Source organism: Mesorhizobium sp. LEGMi-168a (assembly GCF_058312955.1).
This window is the reverse complement of the sequence record NZ_JBZEGV010000013.1, coordinates 52,499-78,271: the sequence shown is the minus strand read 5'-3', so window position 1 is coordinate 78,271 and position 25,773 is coordinate 52,499. Positions and strand designations below refer to the sequence as shown.

Annotated in this window: 16 protein-coding genes and 1 pseudogene; 5 read left to right on the top strand and 12 right to left on the bottom strand. The window is 58.0% G+C overall.

The features are described from left to right. The first annotated feature begins 70 nt into the window (after positions 1–70). Positions 71–1,390 (top strand): tetratricopeptide repeat protein, encoded by a 1,320-nt coding sequence (locus tag AC4FWB_RS18305; protein ID WP_491027665.1) that lies wholly within the window; start codon positions 71–73, stop codon positions 1,388–1,390. A 605-nt stretch (positions 1,391–1,995) separates the two neighbouring features. Here AC4FWB_RS18305 and AC4FWB_RS18300 read toward each other — a convergent pair. The 8 genes from AC4FWB_RS18300 to AC4FWB_RS18265 form a co-directional block, all read right to left on the bottom strand. Continuing rightward, positions 1,996–4,029 carry a class I tRNA ligase family protein gene (locus tag AC4FWB_RS18300; RefSeq protein ID WP_491027664.1) on the bottom strand — a complete coding sequence of 678 codons (2,034 nt, stop codon included), beginning with the start codon at positions 4,027–4,029 and terminating at the stop codon, positions 1,996–1,998. Further along, on the bottom strand, positions 3,993–5,351 hold the full coding sequence (locus AC4FWB_RS18295) for a SidA/IucD/PvdA family monooxygenase (RefSeq protein WP_491027663.1): 1,359 nt from the start codon (positions 5,349–5,351) through the stop codon (positions 3,993–3,995). Before AC4FWB_RS18295 ends, AC4FWB_RS18300 begins: the two co-directional genes overlap by 37 nt. Next, entirely contained in the window at positions 5,242–6,468 is a 1,227-nt protein-coding gene (locus AC4FWB_RS18290; RefSeq protein ID WP_491027662.1) for a saccharopine dehydrogenase C-terminal domain-containing protein, read from the bottom strand. The genes AC4FWB_RS18295 and AC4FWB_RS18290 overlap by 110 nt, the downstream gene beginning before the upstream one ends. 62 nt (positions 6,469–6,530) lie before the next feature. Next, a complete protein-coding gene (locus tag AC4FWB_RS18285) occupies positions 6,531–7,769 on the bottom strand; it encodes an MFS transporter (RefSeq protein WP_491027661.1) in 1,239 nt (412 codons plus the stop codon). A gap of 953 nt (positions 7,770–8,722) precedes the next feature. Then, positions 8,723–9,472: a carbonic anhydrase gene (locus AC4FWB_RS18280; protein ID WP_491027660.1), complete on the bottom strand. Its 750-nt coding sequence runs from the start codon at positions 9,470–9,472 to the stop codon at positions 8,723–8,725. Positions 9,473–10,711: 1,239 nt separating this feature from the next. Beyond that, complete coding sequence (locus tag AC4FWB_RS18275) at positions 10,712–11,743, bottom strand: LacI family DNA-binding transcriptional regulator (RefSeq protein WP_491027659.1); 1,032 nt, start codon at positions 11,741–11,743, stop codon at positions 10,712–10,714. Positions 11,744–12,153: 410 nt separating this feature from the next. Further along, complete coding sequence (locus tag AC4FWB_RS18270; protein WP_491027658.1) at positions 12,154–13,527, bottom strand: sigma-54-dependent transcriptional regulator; 1,374 nt, start codon at positions 13,525–13,527, stop codon at positions 12,154–12,156. Next, positions 13,524–15,392, bottom strand: coding sequence for an ATP-binding protein (locus AC4FWB_RS18265; RefSeq protein WP_491027657.1), 1,869 nt, complete (start codon positions 15,390–15,392; stop codon positions 13,524–13,526). The genes AC4FWB_RS18270 and AC4FWB_RS18265 overlap by 4 nt, the downstream gene beginning before the upstream one ends. 241 nt (positions 15,393–15,633) lie before the next feature. On the opposite strand from AC4FWB_RS18265, the gene AC4FWB_RS18260 reads away from it, so the two are divergent. From AC4FWB_RS18260 to AC4FWB_RS18250, 3 genes are all read left to right on the top strand, one after another. Next, on the top strand, positions 15,634–17,064 hold the full coding sequence (locus AC4FWB_RS18260; protein ID WP_491027656.1) for a dicarboxylate/amino acid:cation symporter: 1,431 nt from the start codon (positions 15,634–15,636) through the stop codon (positions 17,062–17,064). A gap of 553 nt (positions 17,065–17,617) precedes the next feature. After that, entirely contained in the window at positions 17,618–18,721 is a 1,104-nt protein-coding gene (gene hisC, locus AC4FWB_RS18255) for a histidinol-phosphate transaminase (protein ID WP_491027655.1), read from the top strand. A 128-nt stretch (positions 18,722–18,849) separates the two neighbouring features. Further along, positions 18,850–19,878, top strand: a complete 1,029-nt coding sequence (locus AC4FWB_RS18250) for an LLM class flavin-dependent oxidoreductase (protein ID WP_491027654.1) — start codon at positions 18,850–18,852, stop codon at positions 19,876–19,878. Between the two features lie 292 nt (positions 19,879–20,170). Here the strand turns inward: AC4FWB_RS18250 and AC4FWB_RS18245 are convergent, their stop codons facing one another. The 4 genes from AC4FWB_RS18245 to AC4FWB_RS18230 all read right to left on the bottom strand — a co-directional run bounded on the left by AC4FWB_RS18245 (position 20,171) and on the right by AC4FWB_RS18230 (position 23,394). Further along, a complete protein-coding gene (locus tag AC4FWB_RS18245; RefSeq protein ID WP_491027653.1) occupies positions 20,171–20,956 on the bottom strand; it encodes a GGDEF domain-containing protein in 786 nt (261 codons plus the stop codon). Positions 20,957–21,520: 564 nt separating this feature from the next. Continuing rightward, positions 21,521–21,856 carry a DUF982 domain-containing protein gene (locus AC4FWB_RS18240; RefSeq protein WP_491027652.1) on the bottom strand — a complete coding sequence of 112 codons (336 nt, stop codon included), beginning with the start codon at positions 21,854–21,856 and terminating at the stop codon, positions 21,521–21,523. A gap of 249 nt (positions 21,857–22,105) precedes the next feature. After that, a complete protein-coding gene (locus AC4FWB_RS18235) occupies positions 22,106–22,402 on the bottom strand; it encodes a DUF982 domain-containing protein (protein WP_491027651.1) in 297 nt (98 codons plus the stop codon). 305 nt (positions 22,403–22,707) lie between these two features. Further along, the gene (locus AC4FWB_RS18230) at positions 22,708–23,394 is read right to left on the bottom strand and encodes a transposase (RefSeq protein ID WP_491027650.1); all 687 of its coding nucleotides are present in this window, start codon (positions 23,392–23,394) and stop codon (positions 22,708–22,710) included. 558 nt (positions 23,395–23,952) lie between these two features. Here AC4FWB_RS18230 and AC4FWB_RS18225 point away from each other — a divergent pair. Continuing rightward, positions 23,953–25,579 (top strand): annotated as a pseudogene (locus AC4FWB_RS18225) (MFS transporter). Positions 25,580–25,773 lie beyond the last annotated feature (194 nt).

Sequence of the window (25,773 nt, the reverse complement as noted above, 5' to 3'; positions counted from 1 at the left end):
AATAAGGCAGTCGCATATAATCGGCAAACGAGCCTTGATACGTGCCAGCTTCCCGAATGAAGAGCCTGCCATGACGCAACTCGACACCCGCGGCTTACCACTCTCGACAACTTCCGACCGTGCCGCCGAACACTATCGGGAGGGGGTCGATCTGCTCCTGTCGAACTGGCCTGGTGCTGGGGAGGCCCTCGGGGAGGCGATCGCGGCCGACCCAGATTTCGCCCTCGCCCATGCGGCGCGCGCGCGCCTGCATGCCATCCGCGCTGAACTGGCCGAGGCCAAAGCGCGGATCGCAACGGCCGAACAGATCGTCGCGCGGCACGGGAGCGAGCGGGAACGGAGTCATGTGCAGGTTCTGTCGCTTGCCATCAACGGCCAGTCGGCAAAGGCGCTGGAGCGGGCACTCGCACATGCCGATACGTGGCCGCGGGACATCGTGATTTTTTCGCTGCCTCTCGGCGCCTTCGGACTCTTCGCTTTCTCGGGGATGGCGGATCATGATCAGGCACGCGTGGATCTTTGTGAGCGTCACGCGAGGCACTTTGACACCGACGATTGGTGGTTCCTCACCTATCGGGGCTGGGCCCATGCCGAAAATGGCAACGTGACACACGGCCACGCGCTCACGCAGCGCGGTTACGACCTGCGGATAAACAACGCGAACGCAGCACACGCGCTCTCGCACGCCATGTACGAAGGGGGCGCATCTGAGGATGCCGAGAGGCTGATCGCGGATTGGCTGCCTCGATACGACCGCACCGGTATCCTCCACGGCCACATCGCCTGGCACGCGGCATTGGGCGCGCTGGAGCGCGGTGATCCGGAGCGAGCGCTTGCGATCTATGCGGACTACATCCAGCCGTCGGTCACGGCCGGAATGCCGATCAACGTTATTAGCGATACGGCCTCTTTCCTGTGGCGGCTCCAGGCCTACGGTCACAAGGTGCCGACTGGGCTGTGGGCGGCGGCGGCGGCCTATTCCGAAAGATACTTCCAGAAGGCCGGCTTCGCCTTCGCGGATGTCCACATGGCCCTTATCGCGGCGGCAGTCGGCGATGGGGCCGCCGTCGAGCAGCGGGTGCAGGCATTGACGGGCATGATCGAGGCAGGAGCCCTGGCCGCGGGGCCAGTCGTGCCTGCGATCTGCCGCGCCGCTTTGTCCTTCGCGGAGGAGGACTATGCAGGCTGCGTCCATATCCTGGAACCGGTCGCAGCCGAGGTCGTGCGGATCGGCGGCAGTGGCGCGCAGCGTGAGGTCATTGAAGACATGCTTCTTCTTGCCCTCATGCGGAGCGGCGAGGCCGTCAAGGCACGTGCGCTTCTCGATCGGCGCCTGCACTGCCGTCCGTCGCCGCGCGACACGCGCTGGTATGGTCTGCTCGCAGCCTGAAGATCCTATGCAATATGGCGACAGAGCGCGGGCCCGTGAGCTGGTCCGGGGCGCCGATGTTCTATGGTTCGCGATCGGGCAGGCGCTCGAAGGGGGCAAGCCCGGAGGTGGTGCATGCAACCGGTGCCACCGTCGAAACGTGCTTGCCGTCAGCCAGACGCTGGCGGAACTTGGACGGCAGTGCGGCATCGTCTTCCAGCCGAGTGAGGAATGGGCAAGGGCGCGCGTCATGCCCAACGATGGGCTCATGGAGCGCTTCCCTTTGAGGAGATGCATGGCTTGCGCAGCAGCCGGTCTTTGCGGTCGGGCGCTTCAAGGCGCGCGTCGGGCCGACCATGTCAGCGGTGGATAATTTTGAGATCGCCCTGAAGGCCGTCGGTCGGTCATGCCGCCCGGCACCGATGGTGCAACGAGGTGCCTGTCACCGCCTGCGCAACAGAGATGACCCTCCAGACCATCGTGGCCCGTCGCCCGACCGACATCGCGTGGTTTCGCTGACAAAGCTGATCACAGACGGCGTCCGAACGCACTTCCTGGCTTGCTCGCATCCTCGGCGCTGATTCTCGAGAAACGGCTGCGCTGTACGCCCGAAATCTTTTGATCGGCTATTTACGGCCCCTGATGTCACGGCTTGCAGACAGACGGACTGGCTCGGCCATCCAGTCGCGGTCCAACCAGCTGAGCTTGGGAACTTCTAGCCCCAGCCTCCCTGCAATGGAGACGGCAAAACTAGGTACGACCGGATATGTCGCGACACAGAGTCCGACGAGCGCGAAGGTCACCGCGCGGGCCGCAGTCCGGGCAAGCGCCTCGTTCACCTTCGCCGCAGCCGGGCCTTGCAGCACCGAACATGAATAGCGGTCGATTGCGTCGACGAAGGCCTCGATTGCGCGTGTCAGCTGACGTACGTCCGGGTAATCCGCTTCGAAGCGCGCCCGCACTTCCGCGTTGAAGCGTCTGCAGTCGGCGAGGAACGCAATGTCGGTGGCCGACCACTGGCCAGGACAAGGGAGGTCGTCTGCCGCGACCCGGCCGATGACCTCGTTAGCCTTCGCGGTCGATCTGGACAGCCGTCCGTCCCAGAAGTCCCGTTTCCAGGCCTCGTAGGCACCCATGGAGAAGTCCTCGACAGAACCGTCTGGACGACAGCGGCACAAGTAGAAGCGAAGCGGCTCGGCAGTTTCTTCCACAGCGATATCGTTCACCCAGATTGCGTGATTCCGTGATGTTGAGAACTTTTTGCCCTCGAGAGTGAGCATCTGGTTGACGAAAATCCGTCGGGGGAGCATCTCATGCAGATCAAGCGCCGAAAGTACCCCGGGAATGACCAACAGACGCCCGAAGGCGTTATCCGCCCCGAAGAGAATGTCCAGCTCCGGCATCTCGTTCCGTGGGATTTGGTACCAGAAGGCGGGGCATCCGCTCTCTTCCCTTATCGTTTCTAAGGCGAGCAAGTGCCGAGGCACGTGTTCCATGGTGATGGTGAAACGCTGGCGTTCAAATCCTGGAATTGGGATTCGAATTCCCTCCCGGTTTGGATTTGAGATGCAGACTTCCGGAAGCCCCCGAGACAGCCAGGACTCGATGTAGAGTTTGGCGTAAACGGGCAGTAAGTTCCGTGAGGCGAAGGATTCGAGTGCGTCATGCAATGGAGCGAGGTTCAGGAAAAGGCGCTTCAGGGGACGACGTTCCAGTGAGCGCCCGTCGAGATCGACCGGATCCTGGAGTTCGGCATCGAGGACTAGTGCACCGCAATCCTCGCATTCGTGACCGGAGGAATAGCCGCCGCAATAGGGACATTGGCCGTGGACGAAGGCGTCCACCTTGAAGCGCCCGCTTTGGACGTCATACGGGACCAAATGCTCTCTTTCAGCGATCAGGCCTTTGCTGCAAAGTCGCTGGAAGACCTCGAGAACGACCGCCTTACCGCGGCAGTCAGGCTCCGTCCCAAGGAAAATATCCGGAACTGCATTGAGCCGATTTAGAGCCTCCAGGAAAGAAGCCGTGTTTTTCTCGGCCAATTGGTAGTATTCCAGTCCAGCGGCATTGGCCGCAATTGCAATGTGCTCAAGGTGACCGTGCGTCCCCTGCAGCACGAAAACCTCTCGGCCGCCTGTCTCGGCAATTCGGCGCAACACATCCGCGTGGAGGAACGGTCCTGAGGCATGACCTATATGCATGCTCCCATTCGGGGTAAGCATTGCGGGCACGAGCAGCAGCGGTCTGTTCTTTCCTGTCGCTTCATTCGCGGAAGTCGCCTCTTCGAAGGCCGCGCGGCTGTGCCACCACACGGTCTGCATGACTGCACCGCTGTCCAAAGCCTCAATCTTGTGCCTGCTCAGCGGGTCCATTCTAATGCTCTCTCCGCCAAGCAGCAGAAACGTCTCTTCATCCAGGTGAATTCGAACACCGCCAGAGATCACCGTCCAAAATTCGACTTCCGTATGGTTGTGACGGCAAGTGGTCGCGCCTGGACTGAGCTTCAGCAGTCGGACGGAAACGTCGCCCCCTTCCGGGAAGGGATCATGCATGACGATGCCACCATCGATCGAGATGGGGACCGCGCGTGTTTCATTTTTGAGATCTATTACTTGGCGACAGATCATTTCGTTTCCACTCTCGAATTTGGGGTTGGCCATGCCGCTGGCAAGGTCTCGGGGCGATCCTGAGCAGGTTGAAGCACGTGCCCGTCTTGCAGCGCCTTTGCCACGCCCGCCGCGCGCTCGGCCAGACCGCCGAGTGTGTGCTCCGTCAGGCCTCGAAGGCCAAAAGAGTGGTTCATCAGGAAAACGCGAGGGCTCGGGCCGAAGCGAGGCAATTTTGCCATCTGATCGAGTCCCACTTCGAAGGACTCGTCGACAACGACGTCGGCATCCTTCATGCGCGGTTGCAGCGGTTGGAGGAATGATAGATGGCGACGGTTCGAAAAGCCCGTCGCGCATACCAGGAGATCAATCTCGAGCGTCATCGGGTCGGGCCTGCTTCCGATTCTGCGAAGGTCAAGACGAAGACCATTCTCGTGACGCTTCGCCGCCGTGATTTCCGTGTACGGGAACAGCCTGAGCCTGTCGCGTCCGCACGACTGATCCTCGAAGCGAAGATCGTAGATGCTTTTGAGGACGTCCTTGGTGACGGTGGAGAAGTTCGTGTTCCTCGTGTCGGAAAGAAACCTCTTGCGATCCTCGAGTGGCAGGTCCGCGAACTTCAGCGAATGTGGATAGGTGTAGAAATCATTTACAAACGGGTTGTCATCCGTCTGTTCAAAGAGGTGACGCCGACCAACGACAACAACTTGCGATATTTCCCGGTGTTGAAGCAGGAATCTGACTACCTCACCGGCGCTTTGCCCGGACCCGACGACTGCAACGCGAGCGTTCGCGTTGATCATTCCCTCCTTCGCATGGGACAGGAAGAAGTTTGAATGCACCACGCGGCCGGGATCGACGGCCAGTTCTTCGGGAATGTGTGGCTCATGCCCAAGGCTGACGACCAGGTCGTCAGCCTCGATTTCCGAAACATCTCCGCTCGAAACATCCCGGGTCGTGACGACAAGGGTTTGGGTTCCCGGCGGCTTTTCGCGGAGCTTGACCGCCACCGCCTCCTTGCCGAAAGAAATCTTGTTCGCAAAGAACCGGCTTACCCAGACCAGATAGTCGGAAAACAGCTTCCTTGAAGGATACAGGTTGTTCGTATGGATGAAGTGATAGAGAAGCTCCTTGTCACGCAGGAACGAGAAAAAAGTAAATGGGCTTGCCGGATTCCTCAGGAACGCCAGGTCCTTGAATAGCGACACTTGCAGCATCGAATCCTCGAAAGCGATGCCCGGGTGCCATTCTGCACTTTCACGGCGCTCAAGGACTTCCAGCGAATCCAGAACTGAGGAACCCAATTCCTTCAGGCACGTCAGCAGTGCAAGGTTTGCTGGTCCGCTCCCCACGAGCAGTGTCTTTCGCCTTTGCATGACTGGCTCCCAAAATCGTGCTTGTTTCCAACAGCCCGGTCGCGCGCTCGGCTAAGACAGCGATCCGGCATCTCCGCATTTGCTCAAGGGCCATCGAGGCGACATCGGCGAGAGTGGCTTCGCCGGGGTGTATGGGACCCCGCAGCTGTTTGCGCGTTACGCATTCCACGGCCGCGGCCACCGGAACCGCGGTGGCGATAGCCATGCTTGAGAAGCCTCGCTCCTGGAGCGCGGAGCGAAGGATGCCCGTCCAGCGGCCAAGCCTCCCGTGGCGATCCTCAATGGCGATATCAAGGATGACCTGGTCGCCATCGCCATTAGGGCTCCGGCGAGTTAAAAGCGCCTCCGTGACGTCCTTGACTGGTAGACGCGCGCACCCGATCTCGACCTCGTCGTCGGACAGTAGCCCAAGGCGATGCAACATCCGAACACCATCCGCAAAGCCCGGCCATCGCACAGTCAATTGACGAAGTGTCGGAATGCTAGGATGAGCGCCCGCGGCCGTCGATGAAACCATTGCGTCATCGTATGCTTCGAGAAGGCCGATACCATCCACGAACAGCGAAGACACGTTTTCGAATCGATTTCGCGTTACGGCTTGGCCATTGATTCGAGCCAGCGCGAGCCTCTGCTCTAGCGGCAGCCGACGCCCAAAAGCGAGAGCATAGTTCAGCGGAGGTTCCGGAATTCTGGGAATCCCTCCGCAATGAGTTACTATGCTCACTACATCCTTCAGTTCAGCCGCAACCAGCGAGATTAAAGATTCAGCCAGTCCCGGTTCGAGACCCGCTCCCAAGACCACGGGCGGGCCATTAGGCGGTATCCGCAGAATGTCAGCATCCTCAGGGTTCGGCCTGCCGACACAAATAATAGGGGTGTGCAGCCCCGCCTCGTTCGTTTGGTGCACAAGCTTGCCGACCAGATTTCGGCAGTCTCTCCAAGACGTAGCCATGATCAGCGATCGCGCTTGAACCGAGAGAGCGGATGCACCCAGCGACACGTCGAAGCTGATGTTTTCGAGATCGCCCAGAAGCCGTTGCGCCGCGGCAAGCGCAGAATGGTTCCTGTCAATCACGATAACGAGCGAGTCTGGCTGGCCCGCAAGTTGCAGTGCCACTGCCCGGCCGACTGGCCCGGCTCCGATGACGACGTGGGACCTTCCGCGCATTGTGCTCTGCTTCAGCCCTTGTTGCCGACCACGGTCGGGGCCGGCTTGCGTCGGCTCGTGCGATAGCCAAGGAGAGCAATAGCCGTTTGCAGCAGAGCCAAACCGGCAATCAACAACGTCAGCGTGTCGTATCCTAGGTGGACTGAGACGAGCCCGGCGGCGAAGGGGAAGAAATACAGGCCAAGAAAATAGGAAAGGCTGAAGATGATCTGTACCAAAGTCCGGGACTGAGGCGCAGTCACGCGGACAGCTTCTGACTGCATCAGGGGATAGGATAGCCCATAGGTTATGCCGGTCGACAGCGATGTCACTGCGTAAACAGCAGGGTGGCCTGGGGAGTAGTGAAAGCCGAGAAGCGAAATGACCATCCCGCCCAGGAGTAGCGGCAAAGTGCGGTGAGCCGCGCTGCGGGTTACGCGCGGCCCAATTGCAAATCTGGAGCCGACTACTCCTATCGCCCAAGAGCCAAAGAATATTTCATATCGAAGGCCTGAATTATTTGCGAATGGAGCCTGGAAATTTATCAGGGTAGTGTAAATACTTGCAGACAGCAGTACGAGTAAAAAGAACATAGCAGAATTGCTGAAGAGGAGATTGAAAAGGTCGCGCGCAAGCGAGGCGTTAGTGGGAATATCGGCTTCGTGGATGTTCGCCGCACGTTGCGCTGCCCACGAAGACAATGCTGAGCCTGCCGTCGCCGCAAGCATTGCCAGAATGAACATGTCCAGCGTGCCCAAGCCGGTGAACCGGGTAAGGAGGCTGCTTAGCAGCGGTCCGCAGGTTACTCCCAAGGTGGAGAATGCAGAGTAGGCCATGAAGCTCGATGGCCGGTCTGCATCGCTTGAGAGGGCGGAAATGCAGATCGAGCCCACAGTGAAGTGCAGCGCCCATCCGCTCGATTGCAGCATGTAGCTGACGAAGTAAGGGAATGTCGCGCGCACCCCCGACAACTCGTTTACGAGCATGGTCGCGCAGCCTGCCGCATAGAGAAGCCCGCCGATGGGTGCGAGCCTTCGCACGCTAAACTGGCGCGTCAGCGAAGGACTGATCAAGACTATTAATATAGCGGCCGCCATGCCTGCTGCTGAGATCGAGCCAAAAAAGATCTCGTCTCGCCCAATCGACAACAGGTAGACTGGAAACAGGGCAAAGATGCCCATAGCGAAGGAAATCAGGCATCTTTCAGCGATGAACATACGCCTCTGCCACAAAAGGCGTTTATTGGTAGCCGAAATGACGGGGGCGTTCATTTGTCATCTCATGAATTTGTACGCTGCTTCGGTGCAGTGATGATGTAGATAATTGCGCATTTCAATAAGATACGAGTCTTCGGTGCGCGCATATTTCCATGATAGGAGGAATGCTTGCGTGATCGTAGAGTATCGATTTACTTCGACTGTGCATCTGGGGACCCGTGGCATGAATCACGGCCGGCAGCTGCTGCCCGCCTAGCAACGGAGACCCTCAAGATTCGTGCCAATTTGGTTGATTGAGCCGAAGAAGGAATTTTGTGGTTGCTTTTCAGCCGATTAGCCTGAAGCAAAGCAAGAAATCGGCTAAAAAAGCCGTGTCGTGAACTCGACAAACCCGACAGAAGACGTCGGATAGCGTCGTTGAGGCTAGTCTGGTCGTGAGGTGCGGGATGGAATGGATACCGAAGCTGCGGCGCGGGCCTGCGACAAGGCCTCCATGCGTCGGCCAGGAGCCTAGAGCTGATTTTTAAAGAACGTGCCCGCCGCGCTTGATGGCTGACAGGTAAGCGCCCTCCTTTTGGTCAGTCGAACGACACGCACGCCGCCCCTCGATCCGAAGCCAAAGGCGCCGAGACGAAGCGCTACTGCATCTAGGATGGGCGGGTCGAGATCCGTAACGGTTGCTCGATGTCTGCCTGACGCTTGCCGACGCTCCTGTCCGTGCAGATGGCGGCGGCTGACATGATAGAGCCCCGCCTCCATTGTCCTCAGGCGATCACGCCCGGAGCCGGAAAGGCTGCGGCCTGAAGACTTAATGACAAACTGCGCTCGATGCCGATGGCGCGCCGCTGGCGTATTAACGAAATCGGCCTGGCATTGCGGTCATCTCGACCGCGATCGTCCCGCCACTGTCATCTTCATCGGAACCAACAACACTGGCGGTCGCCGTTGGCGTTCAGCGGCCAATTTCCGCTGCAGTTCAACGTTCGCCACTGCCGCATTCCAACGCCTCAGTTGAAGCCTAGGATGAAGCGCCGATTAGGTGAACGGATCGGCCGCGCGTTCTGGGGGTAGAGAGAGGCAAATCGGGCAATATCGGCAGCGTCGACCTCTACCGGTTCTTTTGCCAACATCCATTCGACGTTCTCAGTGCAGGGCGGCGTCGTCAATGATCCCTCATAGGTCCAGTAGCTGAGCGAGGCCGGGAGAAGCCCACTGGGATCAATATCGACGGCCATTGACGCGCCTGGCCACGCCGGGAAGGCCGCTGCCAGGCCTGCAAAGCTGGCATTTGTCGCGCCTGGTATCAGAAAGATGCCCAGGACACCAAAACTGTCGCTCTTTGTGTCCTTGTGGACGAAATGGGCTTCCATCGGAAAACTCTTGCCAGCTATGCGATGCTCGCTTGGCGCATGAAAATGGAATTGGATCAATTCGAAAGTGCGATCCCCGCAGGTAAGCGTGCTGCCTTGCGGCATATTGATTTGAATGGTGTGGCCGTTATTCACCATCTTGCGGCGGCCCTTTTGCCAATTTACGGCGATGCGCGGTATGTCGGCCTTAACGGCGTCGGTGATATCAATGGGTGATTGCTGCGTGCCCGCCGAACAGACGAAATTCTTCCTGTCCAGATCGGCCCAGTGCTCGGGCCCCAGTTGGCCGTTGTATCCCCAATGGTTCCGTTCCGCACGCGCGGCCGCGGCACAGATGAGGCAAGTGCCCTGTGCAACGAACCCTTTGATCAGGTGACGACGATGCATATTGCTTTCCCTTCCTTACGCGAACTGTAACTACCTAGAATGACACTTCCGCCGCGCCTTTATCTCCGAGAGCGATAGTGAACAACTAGAAATACAGCTAGGCCATCAAGGCCTGGATATCAGTTCGCAAATATTGCGGCATAGAGTGCCTGAATACGGACGGATTTTACATGAAGAAGTAAGGGGCTATGGACGCTGACGAAGACCGACTTGGTGCTATCGTATCGCCGAGTTAATTGTCGTTTCACTGGATTACAAATCTAGTGGTCCCATTAGACTTACGGTTATTCGCAGCGCCGTTTGCACATGTGTGCTCGACGTACTTTGACATCAATCAGGTCGACATCTGCCTCATTTCAAAAAATTGGAAAAATCAATTGTTTGGATGTCACTCATCCATGCCGTAAATCGCAGGCGCGGCTGCTCAACGATTGGAGAGCGACCTTTTCCGGCACCGAATGCGAAAGCGGTCGCCTGGGCAGCTCGGGCTGCTGAGAAGGAAATGGACCGTTTTGTGGGGGAAGCTCCCCACCATCAGCGCTATGGTGGTTTGGTAGGGCAGTTATGCCGCTCTCCGGTTTCATCTCGCCGGGCGTTCCAGGAGTCAACCGGAAACATCTGTCCGGCTTCAGATTGTGATTGCCGTCCGGCATCACCGGAATGCGCACGCTGGATGGGCTATCACGCTGTTAGGCGTCTATTTCGGTGATGAGTTAGGGAGCCGGCGAGATGGCTAGCGGAGTTTCGAGGTCGCCTGACCCGACCCAGCAGCAGCCGCTGCGACGCGTTTTCTGATGGGCACCATGGAGTATCGCCGCTCGGCAATCACTACTGCATGTCCGGGCCTTGCCTCGTGCTGTCCTGACTACCCTGGAACCCGTGGGAAGTTCTCCTACGGGATCGACACCGACGCCTCGCCTCATTCGCCTCCAAGGCCCCGCAACTCACTCCGCCACCACAAGAGGTCCTCGGCTCGCCACGCTCGCCAACGGCAGGCTTTGGTCTCGCTGGACCACACAATGGCGCCGGCATGCTTGCCCAACGGAGCCTTCCCCGTCGAAACATCCACTCTAGTAGAATTGGCGTCGGCTCCCCGGCCAACCTCGCGAGACCGGAACGAGAAAAATACGGCAGGAGAGTCGATGAGCTCTCACCGTTTTCGGTGATGAGAGAGATGATGGAATTCTGTCACTATGCTCTAATTCTGGCGAACCGCTTAAAGACGGCGAGTCTTTGCCATCATATATTTTCTGGCAGATAAATCTCGAACGGCAAGAATGTCTGCCATGGCGTCTCCGCGGTGCCTGTCTCGATTGCTCTTGCCATCAGCGTTATCAACTCCTGGCAAAGCGGGCGCAGTGGCGTGGCGACCGCCATCGTAATGACGTCGTCCGCGAGCGCGGCCCGTGACTCCGGCGTGATCTCGTTGACGATTGCGAGGAGATTTCGGCCTTGGCCCTCTTCCCGGAGCGCAGCGATGGCTCCCTCCATGCTCCCGCCGGCGACGTAGAAGCCGACAAGGTCGGGTTCGCGTTGCATGAGATCGACCGTGGCCTCATAGGTGGTTTGCCGCGTATCGAGATTCACGCGCGTATCCAGCACCTCGAATGTCGGCGCTTTCTCACGGAAATATGAGCGAAAGCCGATTTCTCGAAGTTCGGGTCCCTGGAAGCGATGGCTGACGACCAAGACCGCCACCTTGCCCGGACGTTTTGCAACCTTGGAAAACATCCAGGCAGCCGTCCGCCCAACCTTGCGATTGTTGAGGCCGAGATAGCCCTCGCGCACGCCTGCGGCAAAATCGGAAAGCAGCGAAAAAACCGGAGTACCGTTCGATTTGAGTTCTTCGACAGCTGCCGTGACGGTTGGATGATCCGGTGCCACCATTGCGATCGCGTGGCAGCGTGCCCCCATGTTCTCGAGCAGCGCGACCAGGTCGCCAGGGGTATGCGACGGCGCGAATTCGACGAATGGAATGCCCCGGAAGGACTGTGCCGCGTTGACTGCAGCTTCGATCTCTCGCGCGAAATCCTGATAGAAATGCTCGGCCGGCGTTCTGAGGATAAAGCCTAATCGGTACTCCGGCAAAATCCGCTGCGGGCGCTGTTGCATCAAGCCAGCCGCGTTGTAGCCGATGGCGCGCGCCGCCTCGCAGACTCGCCGTGCGGTCTCTTTCCTCACCAGACGACGAGCGTTCAAAACCCGGTCGACCGTCGCTACGCTAACCCCGGCTTCGCGGGCGAGATCTGCAATTGTGGGACGCTTAGCCATGATTCGAGTCTAACAGGAAGTCATGAGGGACATACAGGACGAGTCACAGAATTTAACATGATGTATCAGGCTGCGTTGATGCCGCCCACGTCGCGGCTTGTTCCCCACCTTCGCGAATTCGGCGACTACGGCGCGTGATCGTTGGCACTTCAAGGCAAGTGACATGGGCGGCCGAAAGAGCAGACATGGCTGCACGATGTCTTAGCGGTCTCAGAGTCAGAATGGATAGATTCCAATTGCCTGGTGATCAGGCGCGCTTCTCTCACGACACATTCCACATATCGCCAAGGCGCGACCTGATGTTTGCGCGCAGGTAGAGCGTGTCCTTGGGCTTGAGCATAAGCAGCCTTTGATTGTTCCGATGCGTTGGTGCCAACAACCTCATCGCAGCCTTTCCGCGACAGGCGAGGTCAAGAAGGTTTCGAACGATCGCGGCTGTTTCGATACTCGCCCGGAATTATCCCGTAGCGCTTAAGCTTGTCGTAGAAGGTCTTGCGAGGCACTTCCAGAATCTCGGTCGTCCTCCTAACGTCGCCATCGCATTCCCGCAATGCGTCGCGAATGACGGTCGCCTCATAAAGGCTAACCTTTTCGGAAAGAGAGAGAGATAATTCCGCTTCTCTCTTTCCAGGAAGCGCATTCGGCGCCCCTTCAAGTCCCAATGCGACGCGATCGGCGAAATGCGCAAGTTCGCGAACATTGCCGGGCCAGTCGTGGCCCATGAGATGGTTGCGCACGCCTGCGGTTATCTCCCACACAGGCTTGCCGAAGCGTTTGGACGCGCGTTCCAGGAAATGAGCAAACAGGACAGGGATGTCCTCACGCCGCTCGCGGAGCGGCGGGATATGGACCGTCACGACGTTTAGCCGGAAATAAAGATCTTCTCTGAAATCACCGCGAGCGGCCGGATCGCCGAGATCGACCTTCGTCGCCGCCACGACACGAACATCGATGCTACGGGTTTCGTTGGTTCCGAGCGGCGTGATCTGCCTGGTCTCGAGTACCCTCAGAAGTTTTATCTGGAGTGCAGGCGGCATGGACTCGATTTCGTCGAGGAACAGCGTGCCGCCACTCGAATATTCGAGGCGACCGATCCTGCGCCTGTGCGCGCCGGTAAACGCGCCTGCTTCGTGGCCGAAAAGTTCGCTTTCGATGACACTTTCGGGCAGCGCTCCGCAATTCAAGGCAACGAACGGCTTGGTGCTTCGCCTGCTCCAGCGGTGAAGCAGATCCGCCACCACCTCTTTGCCCGTGCCCGTTTCACCCTCCACGAGGACGTCCACATCGGTGTCGGCGATCTGGCGGAGCGTTTCCCGCAGGACTGTCATACTCGGCGCGTTCCCGAGGAGGGGCATATCGCCCGCGGATCGGACGACCGCATCCCTGAGACGCCTGTTTTCCAGGACCAGGTATCGTTTTTCCGAAGCGCGATTCAGCGTCACCAAAAGCCGGTCAGTCTCATATGGCTTAGAGATGAAATCGTAGGCGCCGTCCTTGATGGCGGCAACGGCCAGTTCGACGTCGCCGTGCCCAGTGATAAGGACAACCGGAATGTCGGGGTCGATTGCCTTCACCCGGTTGAAGAGCTGCAGGCCGTTCATTCCAGGCATACGGATGTCGCTGACAACGGGACCATTGAAGTTCTCGTCGATTCTGGCGAGTGCGGCCTCGGCCGAATTGACGACGATGGGGCTGAAGCCGGCAAGTTCCAGCATCTGCTTTGCTGCGGGCAGTAGATCCTCGTCGTCGTCAACGAAAATGACCGGCCCTTTTTCGGCACTCATCCGGCACGCCTCAGTTCGATGGTGAAGGAAGCACCCTTGTCGTGGTTGGCATCGAGTCGCAGCGAGCCGCCGAACTCCCGGGCGATTTCATCCGAAATAACCAGGCCAAGACCAAGCCCCTTTTCCTTGCTTGTGGTAAATGGCATGAAAAGGCTCTTGCGGATTTCAGGGGCGAGGCCGGAGCCGTTGTCTCGAACCGAAATCGTGACCGTTTCCGTCTTCTGGGCAAGCGCGATCTCGATCCGCGGGTCCGGCAGGTCCTTCAGGGCATCGAGCGAGTTCTGCAGAAGATTGACCAGGATCTGCTCCAGCCGAACGCAGCTTGCCATCACCATCGGAGACGAATCGGTCCGCTTTCGTTCGATCGTCACCCCGGATTCGCGAATTCGGCCCGATAGGAGCGAGAGCGCCCCGTCGATGGCCTCTTCCGCCGGTATTGGCCCTACAGAACCGGTCGCGCGGCGGGAGAACGACCGCAGCGTTTCCGTGATCGTCCCTATCCTTCCCGTTATGGCAATGATCGATTTCAGATTCCCTGCAGTTTCTTGCGGCCTACCGCCTTGGAGAAGGTGTGTAGCATTTTCGGCATAGGTGCGAATTGCTGTCACCGGCTGGTTGATCTCGTGAGCAACTCCGGCTGCGACTTGCCCGAGAATTGAGAGGCGGTTCGCTTGGGACAGTTCATCACGTAACCGGCGCACTCTTGCCTCGGCGTTCTCCCGCTCGGTTATCTCACCTGCGAGCGCTTCGTTCGACCGGCGGAGCTCTGCCGTACGCAGATTGACGCGATGTTCCAGTTCCGCATTCATACGCGCAAGCGACTCCTGCCGCTGTCGGATCGCCCGCCGCCGTCGAATCATAACGAAAACGACAAATCCCGCGAGCACGAGGGCTAGCAGCGTTGTCGCACGGGCGATGATCGTCGCCGCGGAAATCTCTGCATCGGCAGGAATGAGCAGTGACAGCCGCCAGCCCGGAACCAAGTTGCCGAGATCCTGCGAAACCTTGACAAATCCGGCTGCCTTGTCCGCGGGACTTGCGGTGACCAGGTTGCCGCCACGGTGGGAAAGCGGGACGGGCTCGAACGTCGCGCCAGGCAATTGTAGATGATCGCGGGCGATTTCCGCTTTCTTCTTGGAAAGGGGGGAGAGAGCGCCAAAACGCCATTGAGGCACGCTGGTCGAAAGAACGACGCCGCGCTCATCGCTCGTGAAGACCACGAAACCGCTTTCGCGCCAGCTCGACTCCACACGGTCGAGCTCGACCTTTACCACGACGACACCGAGCGGCCCCTCCGGTCCGTCGATCCGGCTCGACAGGAAGAGGCCAGGGCGCTTGCTGACGGTACCAAGTGCGTATTGCGTGGCCATGCCACTCGCCATCGCTTCAACGAAGTAGTGACGGAAGCGGTAATCGCGACCGACGAAACTGGTCGGCTCACCGGCGTTGCTCGCTGCAACCGTGGTTCCCTTACAATTGATGACGTAGATGACCGAAGAGGCGGCGTCGCGCGCGATGGCGCGAAGCTTGTCATCGAGCGCACCTTCCCCGCCGCTACTCGGACTGCGAAGCATCTCCTGAACCGCACTATCGCGAGCCAAGACCCTCGGAATCAGTCGCTGCTTCTCGACGTCCCCTTTCAACGTGTCGGCTGCAAGAGGACGCGCGGCAAGAGCACGGTCGCGTAGGACTAACTCAGCTCTGGTGCCGGCGATACGGCCGGTTGCAAAAACGAAAAAACCGAGGGCCGGACCAAGAAGTGCGAGCAAAACCGCGAGCCAGAGAAATCGACCGGCGGCCGATCTGCCAGGGAAGTTGAACGGGCCGTGAGGCAAGCCGCCCTCGTCGATACCGTCTTCTGCCACTGCATTCTCCAGACTCAACACTAGTGCCGGATTTCGCCAAAGAAAACCAAAAAGTGCGGAAATCCACACAGCCAATGTTGTGCGGGGCCAAAAAGATCCGGGACCGCGCGCTTCGTTCGGCCTTCCGGGTTTGGCATGGCTCTTGCGACGAAAACCGCAGCAGCGTTTCGACCGGAGCGCAGCGATCGGGAGAAACCCGGGAGGGGAGGCAGAGCCGCCATCCGGTCTGGGAGAGAGATTGATGTTGACCCCACAAGCCCCTAGCCCGAATGCCGTGCCTCGCAAGCCTTTCTATGCCCGGCTATACGTGCAGGTGATTGTCGCCATCGCCCTCGGCGTCGCACTCGGCCATTTCTATCCCGAATTCGGCGAAAGGCTGAAGCCGCTCGGTGATGCCTTCATTAAGCTGGTCAAGATGGTCATCGCACCGGTGATCTTTTTGACCGTTGCAACCGGCATCGCCGGGATGCGCGATCTTCACAAGGTCGGCCGGGTAGCCGGCAAGGCGATGGTCTATTTCCTCACCTTCTCGACGCTGGCACTGATCGTCGGCCTCATTGTGTCGAATGTCGTTCAACCCGGCGCCGGCCTCAACATCGATCCGGCCTCGCTCGACGTCCAGGCGGTGGATACCTATGCCACAAAGGCCCACGAGCAGTCCGTGACAGGCTTTCTGATGAACATCATCCCGGCCACGATTGTCGGCGCCTTTGCTGACGGCGACATCCTGCAGGTCCTGTTCTTCTCGGTCCTGTTCGGCATCGCGCTGGCGATGGCCGGGGAGATGGGCAAGCCGGTCAGTTCCTTCCTCCAGGCGCTCACCGCGCCTGTCTTTGAGTTGGTCGGCATCCTGATGAAGGCGGCTCCGATCGGCGCATTCGGCGCCATGGCCTTCACAATCGGCAAGTACGGCATCGCCTCGGTGGTCAACCTCGCAATGCTGGTCGGGACGTTCTACATGACGGCCTTTCTCTTCGTGTTCATAGTTCTCGGCGCGGTCTGCCGTTATAATGGGTTCTCGATCGTTTCTCTCATTCGCTATATCAAGGAAGAGCTGCTGCTAGTCCTTGGAACGTCCTCCTCGGAGGCTGCGCTGCCCACTCTCATGGAGAAGATGGAGAAGGCTGGCGCCAAGCGTTCAGTCGTGGGTCTCGTCATCCCGACCGGATATTCCTTCAATCTGGACGGCACCAACATCTATATGACGCTTGCGGCCCTGTTTATTGCCCAGGCAACGAATACCGATCTCTCGGTCGGCGATCAGATCTTATTGCTGCTCGTTGCAATGCTTTCTTCGAAGGGAGCAGCAGGGGTAACCGGCGCCGGCTTCGTCACGCTGGCCGCCACTCTTTCTGTGGTGCCGTCCGTGCCGGTCGCTGGCATGGCACTGATCCTCGGTATCGACCGGTTCATGTCCGAGTGCCGGGCCCTGACGAACATCATCGGGAACGCTGTTGCAACGCTCGTGGTCGCCCGTTGGGAAGGCGAGTTGGACCAAGCGCAATTGGAAGCCGCCTTTGCGGGGCGTCAGCTTGCCGAAACATTGGCCGGCCAACCACCCATTGCGCACGCGCCATGTGAGGTCACATCGCTGCAACTTGTCCAATCGCCTGGTCGGCCACACGCACAGCAAGGTCGAGCCGCAGACATCAAACGAGGACCCGCGGATTGATGAAATCAAAGGCGCTAAAAGCTGCCTAATCGCGCCTGAACAAACGACGTCCATCAAATACGCACCCGGTTTTGCCCGAAGCGCTGTTCACCGGCACGGTGTCGATCACAGAGATTCAAACGACGTGACCCCGGCAACTCCAGCTCGAGGATTGGGAGGTGCTGGCCGGCTATGACGCGAGCGATAGGGGTACTGTGGCGCCGTGTTAGCCGTGAACGAACAGCAGTCTGGCGCCGACCAGCGCCGGTTCACATTAACCTCCAATACGTCGATGCACAAAAGCGAGGCGTGAGCAAGTGAAGCACGGCCTCGAAAATAAACAGTTATCACGTGTACGTTCATTGAAAAGATCACGTAGAGGCAGCAGCATCCGATAAACTAGAGTTGGCCGCAAGCGAAGTATTAAGTCTCGCCACCTCACAGTATCAATCTAATTCGGAAGTTATCCTGAGGTCAAATGACATTTAAATAAATACATTTAGCAAAGCGAAATCAGCTGGGGGCGAACTACGGGAGGGCGGACAATCGTGCCCTCCAGTCGACTGGAGAAGATATGTCGGATATAAAACTAAAAAGCGTGCTTTCATCGTTTTCGCAGATGGCAAAGGAGCTAGAGCCTTTGCCATCCGATCGACCCGCGCTGGACGATGACTGCGTCAGGCTAAATACGAATGAGAATCCATTTCCGTTGCCGGACGTCGTAATGCAAAGTGCAATTGCCGCCCTTGAGCGGCAGTACCTATATCCGGAACACGACAACATCAGCTTGAGGGAAGCGGCGGCTGATGCTTATGGCTTCACCAAGGATCAGGTGATTGCCGGAAACGGATCCTCCGAACTTCTGGGGCTCATCTACAGGGCTTTCCTTGCTCCGGGCGACAGCGTGGCGATGCTATCGCCGGGCTTTTCGTTCAACCGCAAACTGGCCATGTTGCAGGGGGCTCAATTTCTTGAAATCGAATGCGGTAAAGATAATGTCCTACCGGTAGAGGAATTGCTTTTTGGCCCAGCAGAAGACGCCAAGTTCATTCTTCTAGCTAATCCCAACAATCCAACTGGAACATTCGTTCCGGTGGCCGAGATCGAACACCTCGCGGCGCACTCGGATCGTTTGATCGTCCTGGATGAGGCCTATGTCGACTTCGCGCCGGATGACGGCCTGCGCCTTATCGATCATTATCCGAATGTTCTGCTCCTACGGACATTTTCAAAAAGCTACGCCGCCGCCGGTATTCGTGTCGGTTTCGGCTTCGGTCACCCCGAAGTTATTGGAAGGCTTCGCAATATCCAGAACGTCTTCAACATGAATGTAATCGGCCATGCGGTTGGCATCAGCATTCTTGCGCATCGCGCCGCCTACAAAGAGAACCACAGACACATCAAGCATGAACGAGAGCGAGTGTCCTTCGCGCTCACGCAACTTGGATTTTCCGTAACGCCTTCACACGCAAATTTCTTGCTAGCCCGCGTGCCGGGCGGGCAAGACGGCAGGTGGTGGCAAGCAGCCTTGGAACAGCACAAAATTCTTGTCGCCGTTTTTCCTGAAAAAAGTTTGGAGAATTACATTCGCGTCAGCATCGGCACAAAAAAGCAAATGGGATCATTTCTGAACGCCGTCTTAGAAATTCTTGAAGCCTTAAATATTCGAAAATCGTAAATAGAAAAGCAATAGATTCTTATTTGTTCCACGGGCAATGGCCTGGCAGAAAAACAAGTCGACGCCCTTTATTCGCTTCGACAGTCGTCTGAGGCGAGGGGTTTGCGGCGTCAAAACTGGAGAATAGAGTGAAAAATACCTTCCCGTCAAAGCTGACCTTCGGAATCTTCGATCACTTGGACGAGGACGGCCGCGACATCGGCCCACAATACGCAGATCGCCTGAAGCTTGCAGAGGCATGCGATCACCTGGGTTTTTATGCATATCATCTCGCAGAGCACCACTGTACCCCGCATGGGAGAGGTGCGTCGCCGAATCTCTTCTTATCGAGCGTCGCACAGCGTACCCGCCAACTGCGTGTCGGTCCGTTGGTGATGCTGCTTACCCTCTACCATCCGCTTCGTGCGTTCGAAGAGATCTGTATGCTCGACCAGTTGAGTGGTGGCAGGGTGGAGCTCGGTATAGGGCGAGGCTCTCTCCCAGTCGAATTGGGTTATTTCGGGATTGGCGCGGACGCAGTGCCAGGCCGTTATTCGGAAGCCAGTGAAATCCTGATCGATGCCATGAAAGGCGGGAGGTTGTCGTATCAAGGCCGCCACTTTGAGCTGAATGACGTTCCCTTAACGCTTAGGCCCCACCAGCGCCCGCATCCGCCGACATGGGTCGCCACCAACCGACCCGAATCGGCAAGTTGGGCCGCCGCGAATGGCGCAAATCTCGCCTGCCTAGGACCTAGCTCTTCCGTTCGCAAGGTTACCGATGCCTTCCGCGCCAATCAAGAGCAAGACACTGACGGACGCAATCCGGCGCCGTTTCTTGGATTGCTCCGCATGGTCGTGATTGGGCGCTCTGACACGCATGCCTATTCGCTCGCGGCACCTGCTTATGAACGATGGCTCAAGAGCTTCAAATTTCTTTACGACCTCAATGCTCTCCCGACCCCCCCAAACCTGCCGTTGACCTTCGAAGCGGCGATCGAGAGTGAATTGTGCGTGGCAGGAACGGCAGCTTTTGTGCGGGAAGCTCTTCTTAATCAGCTGGAAATGGCCGGTGCCAATTATCTTCTTTGCCAGCTCGCGTTTGGGGATTTACCACTGGAAGCGTCCCTATACACCGCGGTGACGATTCAATCCGAAATCATGGCCCGATTTGGCTGACCGTGAAAGTGGTATTCGACTTTGGAGATTGTAATGCCAGTACTCCTTGACACTCCCTGTGAATCCCCAGTTCAACTGGCCAGCGCGGCTCGCCCATCATGTCCGCCTGTCGTCCTTCAGGTCCGGCCGCCGCGAGCATATTGGCATAGCCATGGCCTTCAATCACCCAATGGAGGAAACGCGTTGACACCGCGGCGCGGTAAAACGAACTTTTGCCAGTTGACATTGCGGTCACCGCATCAGCCGATCGGCAGCCGGACCCTTCTTGCATCAGTCTGTCTCAAGGGCTCGACTACGGCGTCATCAATCGCAACTTGGCAGCTTCATAGTCGAACGAAACGCGGTTCCGCCCATGTTGCTTCGCGTCGAGAAGGCATCGTCCTGCCGCGCGAAGGACATCTTGGGGATCTGCGTCGCGAGAGACTTCCGCACCCCCGATGCTGACGGTCACCTTCACGTCATCGGGTAACCCTTTGATCCACGGAAGTCCTCCGACATGCCGGCGGATGTTTTCCGCAATGGTCATCGCCTGCTCTTTGCGCAGGCCTCGCAGCAGGACCCCGAACTCTTCGCCACCAAGGCGGCCAATCGAGTCGCCTGGGCGAGTCAGATAGACGAGCGCCTTTGCAATTTGCACCAAGGTCTCGTCACCCTTGGCATGGCCGTGCTTGTCATTGAACAAGGAGAAGTGATCCGGATCGATCACAAGAAGCGTGTCACATTCTCCGTCATCACGCTGCCGGTCCATCCTGGCCATGAACTCGCCACGGCTGAGAAGCCCTGTCATCGGGTCGTGACTGGTTACGAAGGTCAGCCGATCGTGTGTATCTCTGAGCGCCGCGTACGACTTCTCCAGCTTGTCACATGTGTCCTGGATGGTTTCCGCCTGGGCGAAGATGTAGGCTCCGACGGGCATTCCGATCAGAATGGGGATGAAGGTGCATTCCACCCAGCTCAGCCAGTCGATCGGCATGTGCAACGCGATTCTTGCCGTAAACGACAGAGCAAAGGTCGCGACGATTGCAATTATCGTCACGACTATCGATTTGCCCACAATACGCTTGGTGCGCGGCGTCATGTTATTTCTTTAAGAAGATCAGTGTCTGCTTATTTAGACAATGGCGCTAAAAGAGTTCTTACCCGGTCGATTAAGATTATTCCGAATCGAAGGGTCAGGGGAACGTGCTGTCGTCCACCGTAGCAGCGAGGATTGGGATAGTGCGGCGAATTTTAGCGACGGTTAAAATTGGCGGTATTCGACTCTGCCGACGTTAGCATTCAGACGCTATTCCATGCTGCATGGACGGTGATTGTTGAATATGCGTGGCCCAGGCTGGATCAGAGACATACGATCGACCGAAGCTCAGCAGATACGAGATAGGATCGCCGTGCTCGAATCCGAACTGATCAATGCTGCGGCTTCCAGGGGCAAATCCAATCTGCAGAACCTTGGTCACCAGCTTCGTTCGCAGAAGGCCAGGTTGGAACGCCTCGAAAAATGCATAGCCTGGATGTCGAAGCGGCTCTGATGCTGCCGCGTCCGACTCATCTGGCGCGCGGAAACCCAGCTAACGTTGGCGAGCGATGGTGGGTATGCGGCCGCACATGATGGAGCGCTCGGCCGCTCTCTTTGAGGAAAATGTCACGTCGAGGGGCAGGTCGCGTTGCATTTGAATGCAAGCGGTACACGCTCCGAGGGATCAAATTGATCAATAAGCGCGCGGGACCTTTTTCTCAACCGCAGTATTTTTGCTTCAAGCGCGGCCGCAACAAAAGCCCGTCGAGCGGTTGGCGGATGAGCTTGGCCACGTAACACCTGCAGACATGCGTCCATCGCCATCTTGCGCTTCTCGGTTTCACGAGGAAGATCCCGGAGCAAGATAGCGGCCGCGTCATTGACATCGAACACAATACGCTCTGAGCCGTGGTGTCCAAGCTGCACGACGACTTGCCGCTCGAATTTGCTCAAGCCGGTCATCTTTCCCTCCCTGCAGCCGGCATGCGGAGACTAGCGTCACCCCGTTGCCCAGCCGAACGGTCCCGCTTGTGTCTCGGCCGCTGACGCAAGCAACCGTCTACGTGGGGATTCCAGTCGCCAAGCCTGCCGGGTCGGACGCCGTTTCGGATGATGAGAACTGGTTCCGCTTTCCGGGCGCCGATATGCACACACAATATTGTCGCCCATACGTGTCTCGGCCTGTCCTCACGTATTCGCCGACGTTCACACCTAACCATTTCCATTGCCCGTTTTGCAGGCCGCAATCCACTGCATCGCCGAGGTTGGATCTTCCAATATTGCGACCCGTTTCGCAAAGCCGTAAAAGGCAGCGCGGGCGGCGCTTAAAGGCTTGCGTCCATCATAGGCATCGTAGCACGCCTTAAGAGCCGTCTCGTGGATCAGGTCTCTGCGATCTTCAGGCCACTCGTCTAGAAAATCGATGGCGTCCTCGAGGTTGGCAATCTCTTGCACGACATAAGCGGCACGCTTCACGAAAATAGGGCTATCGAAGGCCTCCGCCCTCATTCGTTTCCTCCCAACTTGCTGAACAGCCGACTTGCAAGGCAGGCCTCATCGACCCCCCAGACCGTTGCAGAATGTGTTGTCAGCGCGATGACGCTTCAAGAGGAAAAAGCGGCGAGTCAGATCGATCGCACGTCTAGTGCTGCAAACTTGGCCATGTTCGGTGACAATGTTCATCGTTTTGGCCGCCGCCGATGAACGGTGAACCCAGTTGCCCAACCCGGTCGTTCAATGCAGAGCAGCGAAACATGGCACGGCTTCGCCTAATAGCGTGTCGATATAGATAGCCGCCGCAAACTCAGTGTGAATTAATCCAGCCCAAGCCTTTTCTTCAGTTCCGCATTCTCCTTGCGCAGACGATCCGCAAGCAGGCTCTTCAGCCGCTTGTTTTCTTCCTCGAGCGCGACGAGATCCTTCAACTCGTCGCTGTCCGCCGCAGGCGTCGCCGCTTTCTTCCAAAGATAATATGTCTGTTCCGAGATGCCGGCCTGCTTCACCGCGCTCTTGAGAGTGGTGCCGCCGCCGATCAACGTCTCGATCTGAGCGAGCTTCTGGCCGCGCTCCTGTGCGGAGTAGACCTTGCGGCCTGTCCGTGCCGATGGCGGTACTTCAGTGGTCGCAGATGTCTGCTTGACGCCGTTCTTCCGGCCAGGCCCGCTCGGCTCGGCTCTTGGCTTCCTCGACCGCGGCGTTCTTGCCTTCGGTTTTGGCGTCTCCGCTTTGGCTGCCGGTTCGGTAGGAACTACTGCTGTTTCGGTTTCCAGGCGATTTGCCATGAAATGCTCCATTTGCGGTTTGTGCAAAGGTTTAGCATCAAGGGCCCCGACAGTAGAGTCAACAAGCTGACGATTTGGCAATTGAATCTTCTGGAGTTCCTCGGTTGTTTCGGCCATCGCCGCGGCGATGTCGAAATCGCCCCAGATGGAACGGGCGGTTTTTTGATAACTGCGCTTCTGTTTGACTTCCACGGTGAATGGTCGCGTTTGCCGCCTCATAGTTCCTTCCTGATAAGAAACGAATAGAAGAATGAAGTCGCCGTTCGGAACTCCTGGCGCTTCCTGCTTCGCGCGGAGCTTTATCGTAAAAGTCCCTCGACGAGCAAGTGACGCCGGTCACGCCGGTCTTCGATGGCTAAATTATCTGGGGAGATTTTTGACAAGCTTGTTCGAGAAGCTGCAGGCGGCCCGGTGCGGGCGGCCGCGCAAGGAGAATGGCTGCAAAAGGTGCGATGGGAGTGGATCCGTTCGCAGACGCTTGGGGCATCGCGAGGCTGCAGGGCAGGCGCTGTCTCGGATCGAATGTCGCATCGTGCCGTTGGGGAACTCCGTAATTCTTGAAATTGAAAAACTGCTGCATCTCGATTGTCTTCAGTGCCGTATGAAAAAATCGCTTGCCGGGGACAATGCCGAATCTGGCCAGCGGCTTAGCGTCCTGCCCATTAGTATCTCCTGGGTTAGCGGGCCGGCCCGCTGTGGCAGCTTGGCTTGAACGGCGAGGCTGTGGTTGAGTGAGCTGAAAATCCAGCCGCGCGGTCTACTCCGAAGCTTCCCACAATGGCGAAGAGAACATCTCCACTCGTACCCTTTCAGCACAAGACCTTCCGTTCTCTGTGGTCGGCTGCCCTTGTTTCGAATCTTGGCACGCTCGTTGAAGGTGTAGCAGCTGCATGGCTGATGACGAGTATTGCCACCTCCCATGGAATGGTAGCGCTCGTCCAGTCATCGACCACCTTGCCCTACATGATCTTCTCGCTCGCGGCGGGAGCGATCGCGGACAACTTTGACCGTCGCCGGATCATGTTGACGGCGCAACTGCTGATGGTTTGCGTATCCGCCTCGCTGGCGTCTGACCTATGCCGGGGAAATCACACCCTGGACCCTTCTGGGTCTCACCTTCCTGATCGGCTGTGGTTGGGCATTGCACGATCCGTCTTGGCAAGCCTCGATGGGAGATATCCTGCCTCGCGAAGACCTCCCAAGCGCAGTTGCGCTCAACGGCATGAGCTACAACCTCATGCGCAGCATCGGACCGGCGATTGGCGGCATAATCGTGGCGACAGCCGGGGCGGCCTTCGCGTTTCTCTTCAATGTATTCTGTTATGTCGCCCTGATCGCCGCGCTGTTGCGCTGGAAAACTGTATGGGCGCGCCAGGCGCTGCCGCGCGAGGCTTTCGGCAGTGCGATGGCGGCGGGCTTCCGCTACGTGCTCCTGTCGCCGAATCTTCTGAAGGTGATGTGCCGGAGTTTCATTTTCGGCCTCACCGCCGTCGTCATTTTGGCTCTCCTGCCCTTGGTCGCGCGCGAACAGGTCAAGGGCACCGCGGTTACCTACGGTGTAATGCTCGGCTTCTTTGGCCTAGGTGCGATTTGCGGCGCGCTTCTCATCGGGCGGACCCGTGAAGTTCTCTCCAACGAATGGGTCATTCGCGGTGCGTTCTTTACACTGGCGATCAGCTGCTTCTTTCTGGCATGGAGCGACCACGTTTGGCTAACCTGCCTGCTGCTCATGCCAGCAGGAGCAGCCTGGATCCAGTCCTTCTCGCTGTTTAACGTCACAGTTCAGCTTTCGGCCCCTCGGTGGGTGGTTGGACGAGCCCTGGCTCTCTATCAGACGGCCGCATACGGCGGCATGGCGGCGGGAAGCTGGCTCTGGGGCGAGTTGGCGGACGTGCAAGGCGTTTCGGGAGCCTTGCTCGTCGCTAGCTTGGTTTTTGTGTTTGGGGGACTGATCGGCATTGTTCTGCGTCATCCGGATTTTGAAACGCTCAACCTCGATCCGACCAACAAGTTCTGCGAACCGACCCTGCAACTTGATCTGCGGCCACGAAGCGGTCCGATCATGGTGATGGTCGACTATCGTATCGATCAGAGAGACGTCCCAGAATTTCTCACTGTGATGACATCATGGCGAAAAGCCAGGCTGCGGGATGGCGCCAGACAATGGGCGTTGCTACGCGACCTGGAGAAGCCCGAACTATGGACCGAATGTTACCACGTGCCGACCTGGGTCGAGTATGTTCGCCACAACAAGAGGCAGACCCAGGATGACGCCGAAATCGTTGCGCGCCTGGAAGCTCTGCACCGTGGCGATTGCCCGCCCAAAATCCATCACAAGATCGAACGCCAAACCGTGCGCGTACACGACGACATGCCGCTCAGGCCTCATTTGGGCAGGACTTGAGCGAAACGACAAACCAATAACCTTGGCTCAAGATAAAGCGGCGATCTTCTAGGCGACAAAATACGAGTACGGTAGACCGCCGACAACCTGCGACGGACGAGCGGCGACCTCTCATAACGTCATGCACTACCTCATGCAGCCAGCCCGACAAGTATAGTCTGCGAGCAGCAAGATGCCGGCGTCATTTCTTTGCA

Excerpts from the sequence above, each read along its gene's own strand:
- AC4FWB_RS18305 (WP_491027665.1), top strand. The coding sequence starts at position 71 with ATGACGCAACTCGACACCCGCGGCTTACCACTCTCGACAACTTCCGAC.
- AC4FWB_RS18300 (WP_491027664.1), bottom strand. The coding sequence starts at position 4,029 with ATGGCCAACCCCAAATTCGAGAGTGGAAACGAAATGATCTGTCGCCAA.
- AC4FWB_RS18295 (WP_491027663.1), bottom strand. The coding sequence starts at position 5,351 with ATGCAAAGGCGAAAGACACTGCTCGTGGGGAGCGGACCAGCAAACCTT.
- AC4FWB_RS18285 (WP_491027661.1), bottom strand. The coding sequence starts at position 7,769 with ATGAACGCCCCCGTCATTTCGGCTACCAATAAACGCCTTTTGTGGCAG.
- AC4FWB_RS18280 (WP_491027660.1), bottom strand. The coding sequence starts at position 9,472 with ATGCATCGTCGTCACCTGATCAAAGGGTTCGTTGCACAGGGCACTTGC.
- AC4FWB_RS18275 (WP_491027659.1), bottom strand. The coding sequence starts at position 11,743 with ATGGCTAAGCGTCCCACAATTGCAGATCTCGCCCGCGAAGCCGGGGTT.
- AC4FWB_RS18270 (WP_491027658.1), bottom strand. The coding sequence starts at position 13,527 with ATGAGTGCCGAAAAAGGGCCGGTCATTTTCGTTGACGACGACGAGGAT.
- AC4FWB_RS18260 (WP_491027656.1), top strand. The coding sequence starts at position 15,634 with ATGTTGACCCCACAAGCCCCTAGCCCGAATGCCGTGCCTCGCAAGCCT.
- hisC (WP_491027655.1), top strand. The coding sequence starts at position 17,618 with ATGTCGGATATAAAACTAAAAAGCGTGCTTTCATCGTTTTCGCAGATG.
- AC4FWB_RS18245 (WP_491027653.1), bottom strand. The coding sequence starts at position 20,956 with ATGACGCCGCGCACCAAGCGTATTGTGGGCAAATCGATAGTCGTGACG.
- AC4FWB_RS18240 (WP_491027652.1), bottom strand. The coding sequence starts at position 21,856 with ATGACCGGCTTGAGCAAATTCGAGCGGCAAGTCGTCGTGCAGCTTGGA.
- AC4FWB_RS18235 (WP_491027651.1), bottom strand. The coding sequence starts at position 22,402 with ATGAGGGCGGAGGCCTTCGATAGCCCTATTTTCGTGAAGCGTGCCGCT.
- AC4FWB_RS18230 (WP_491027650.1), bottom strand. The coding sequence starts at position 23,394 with ATGAGGCGGCAAACGCGACCATTCACCGTGGAAGTCAAACAGAAGCGC.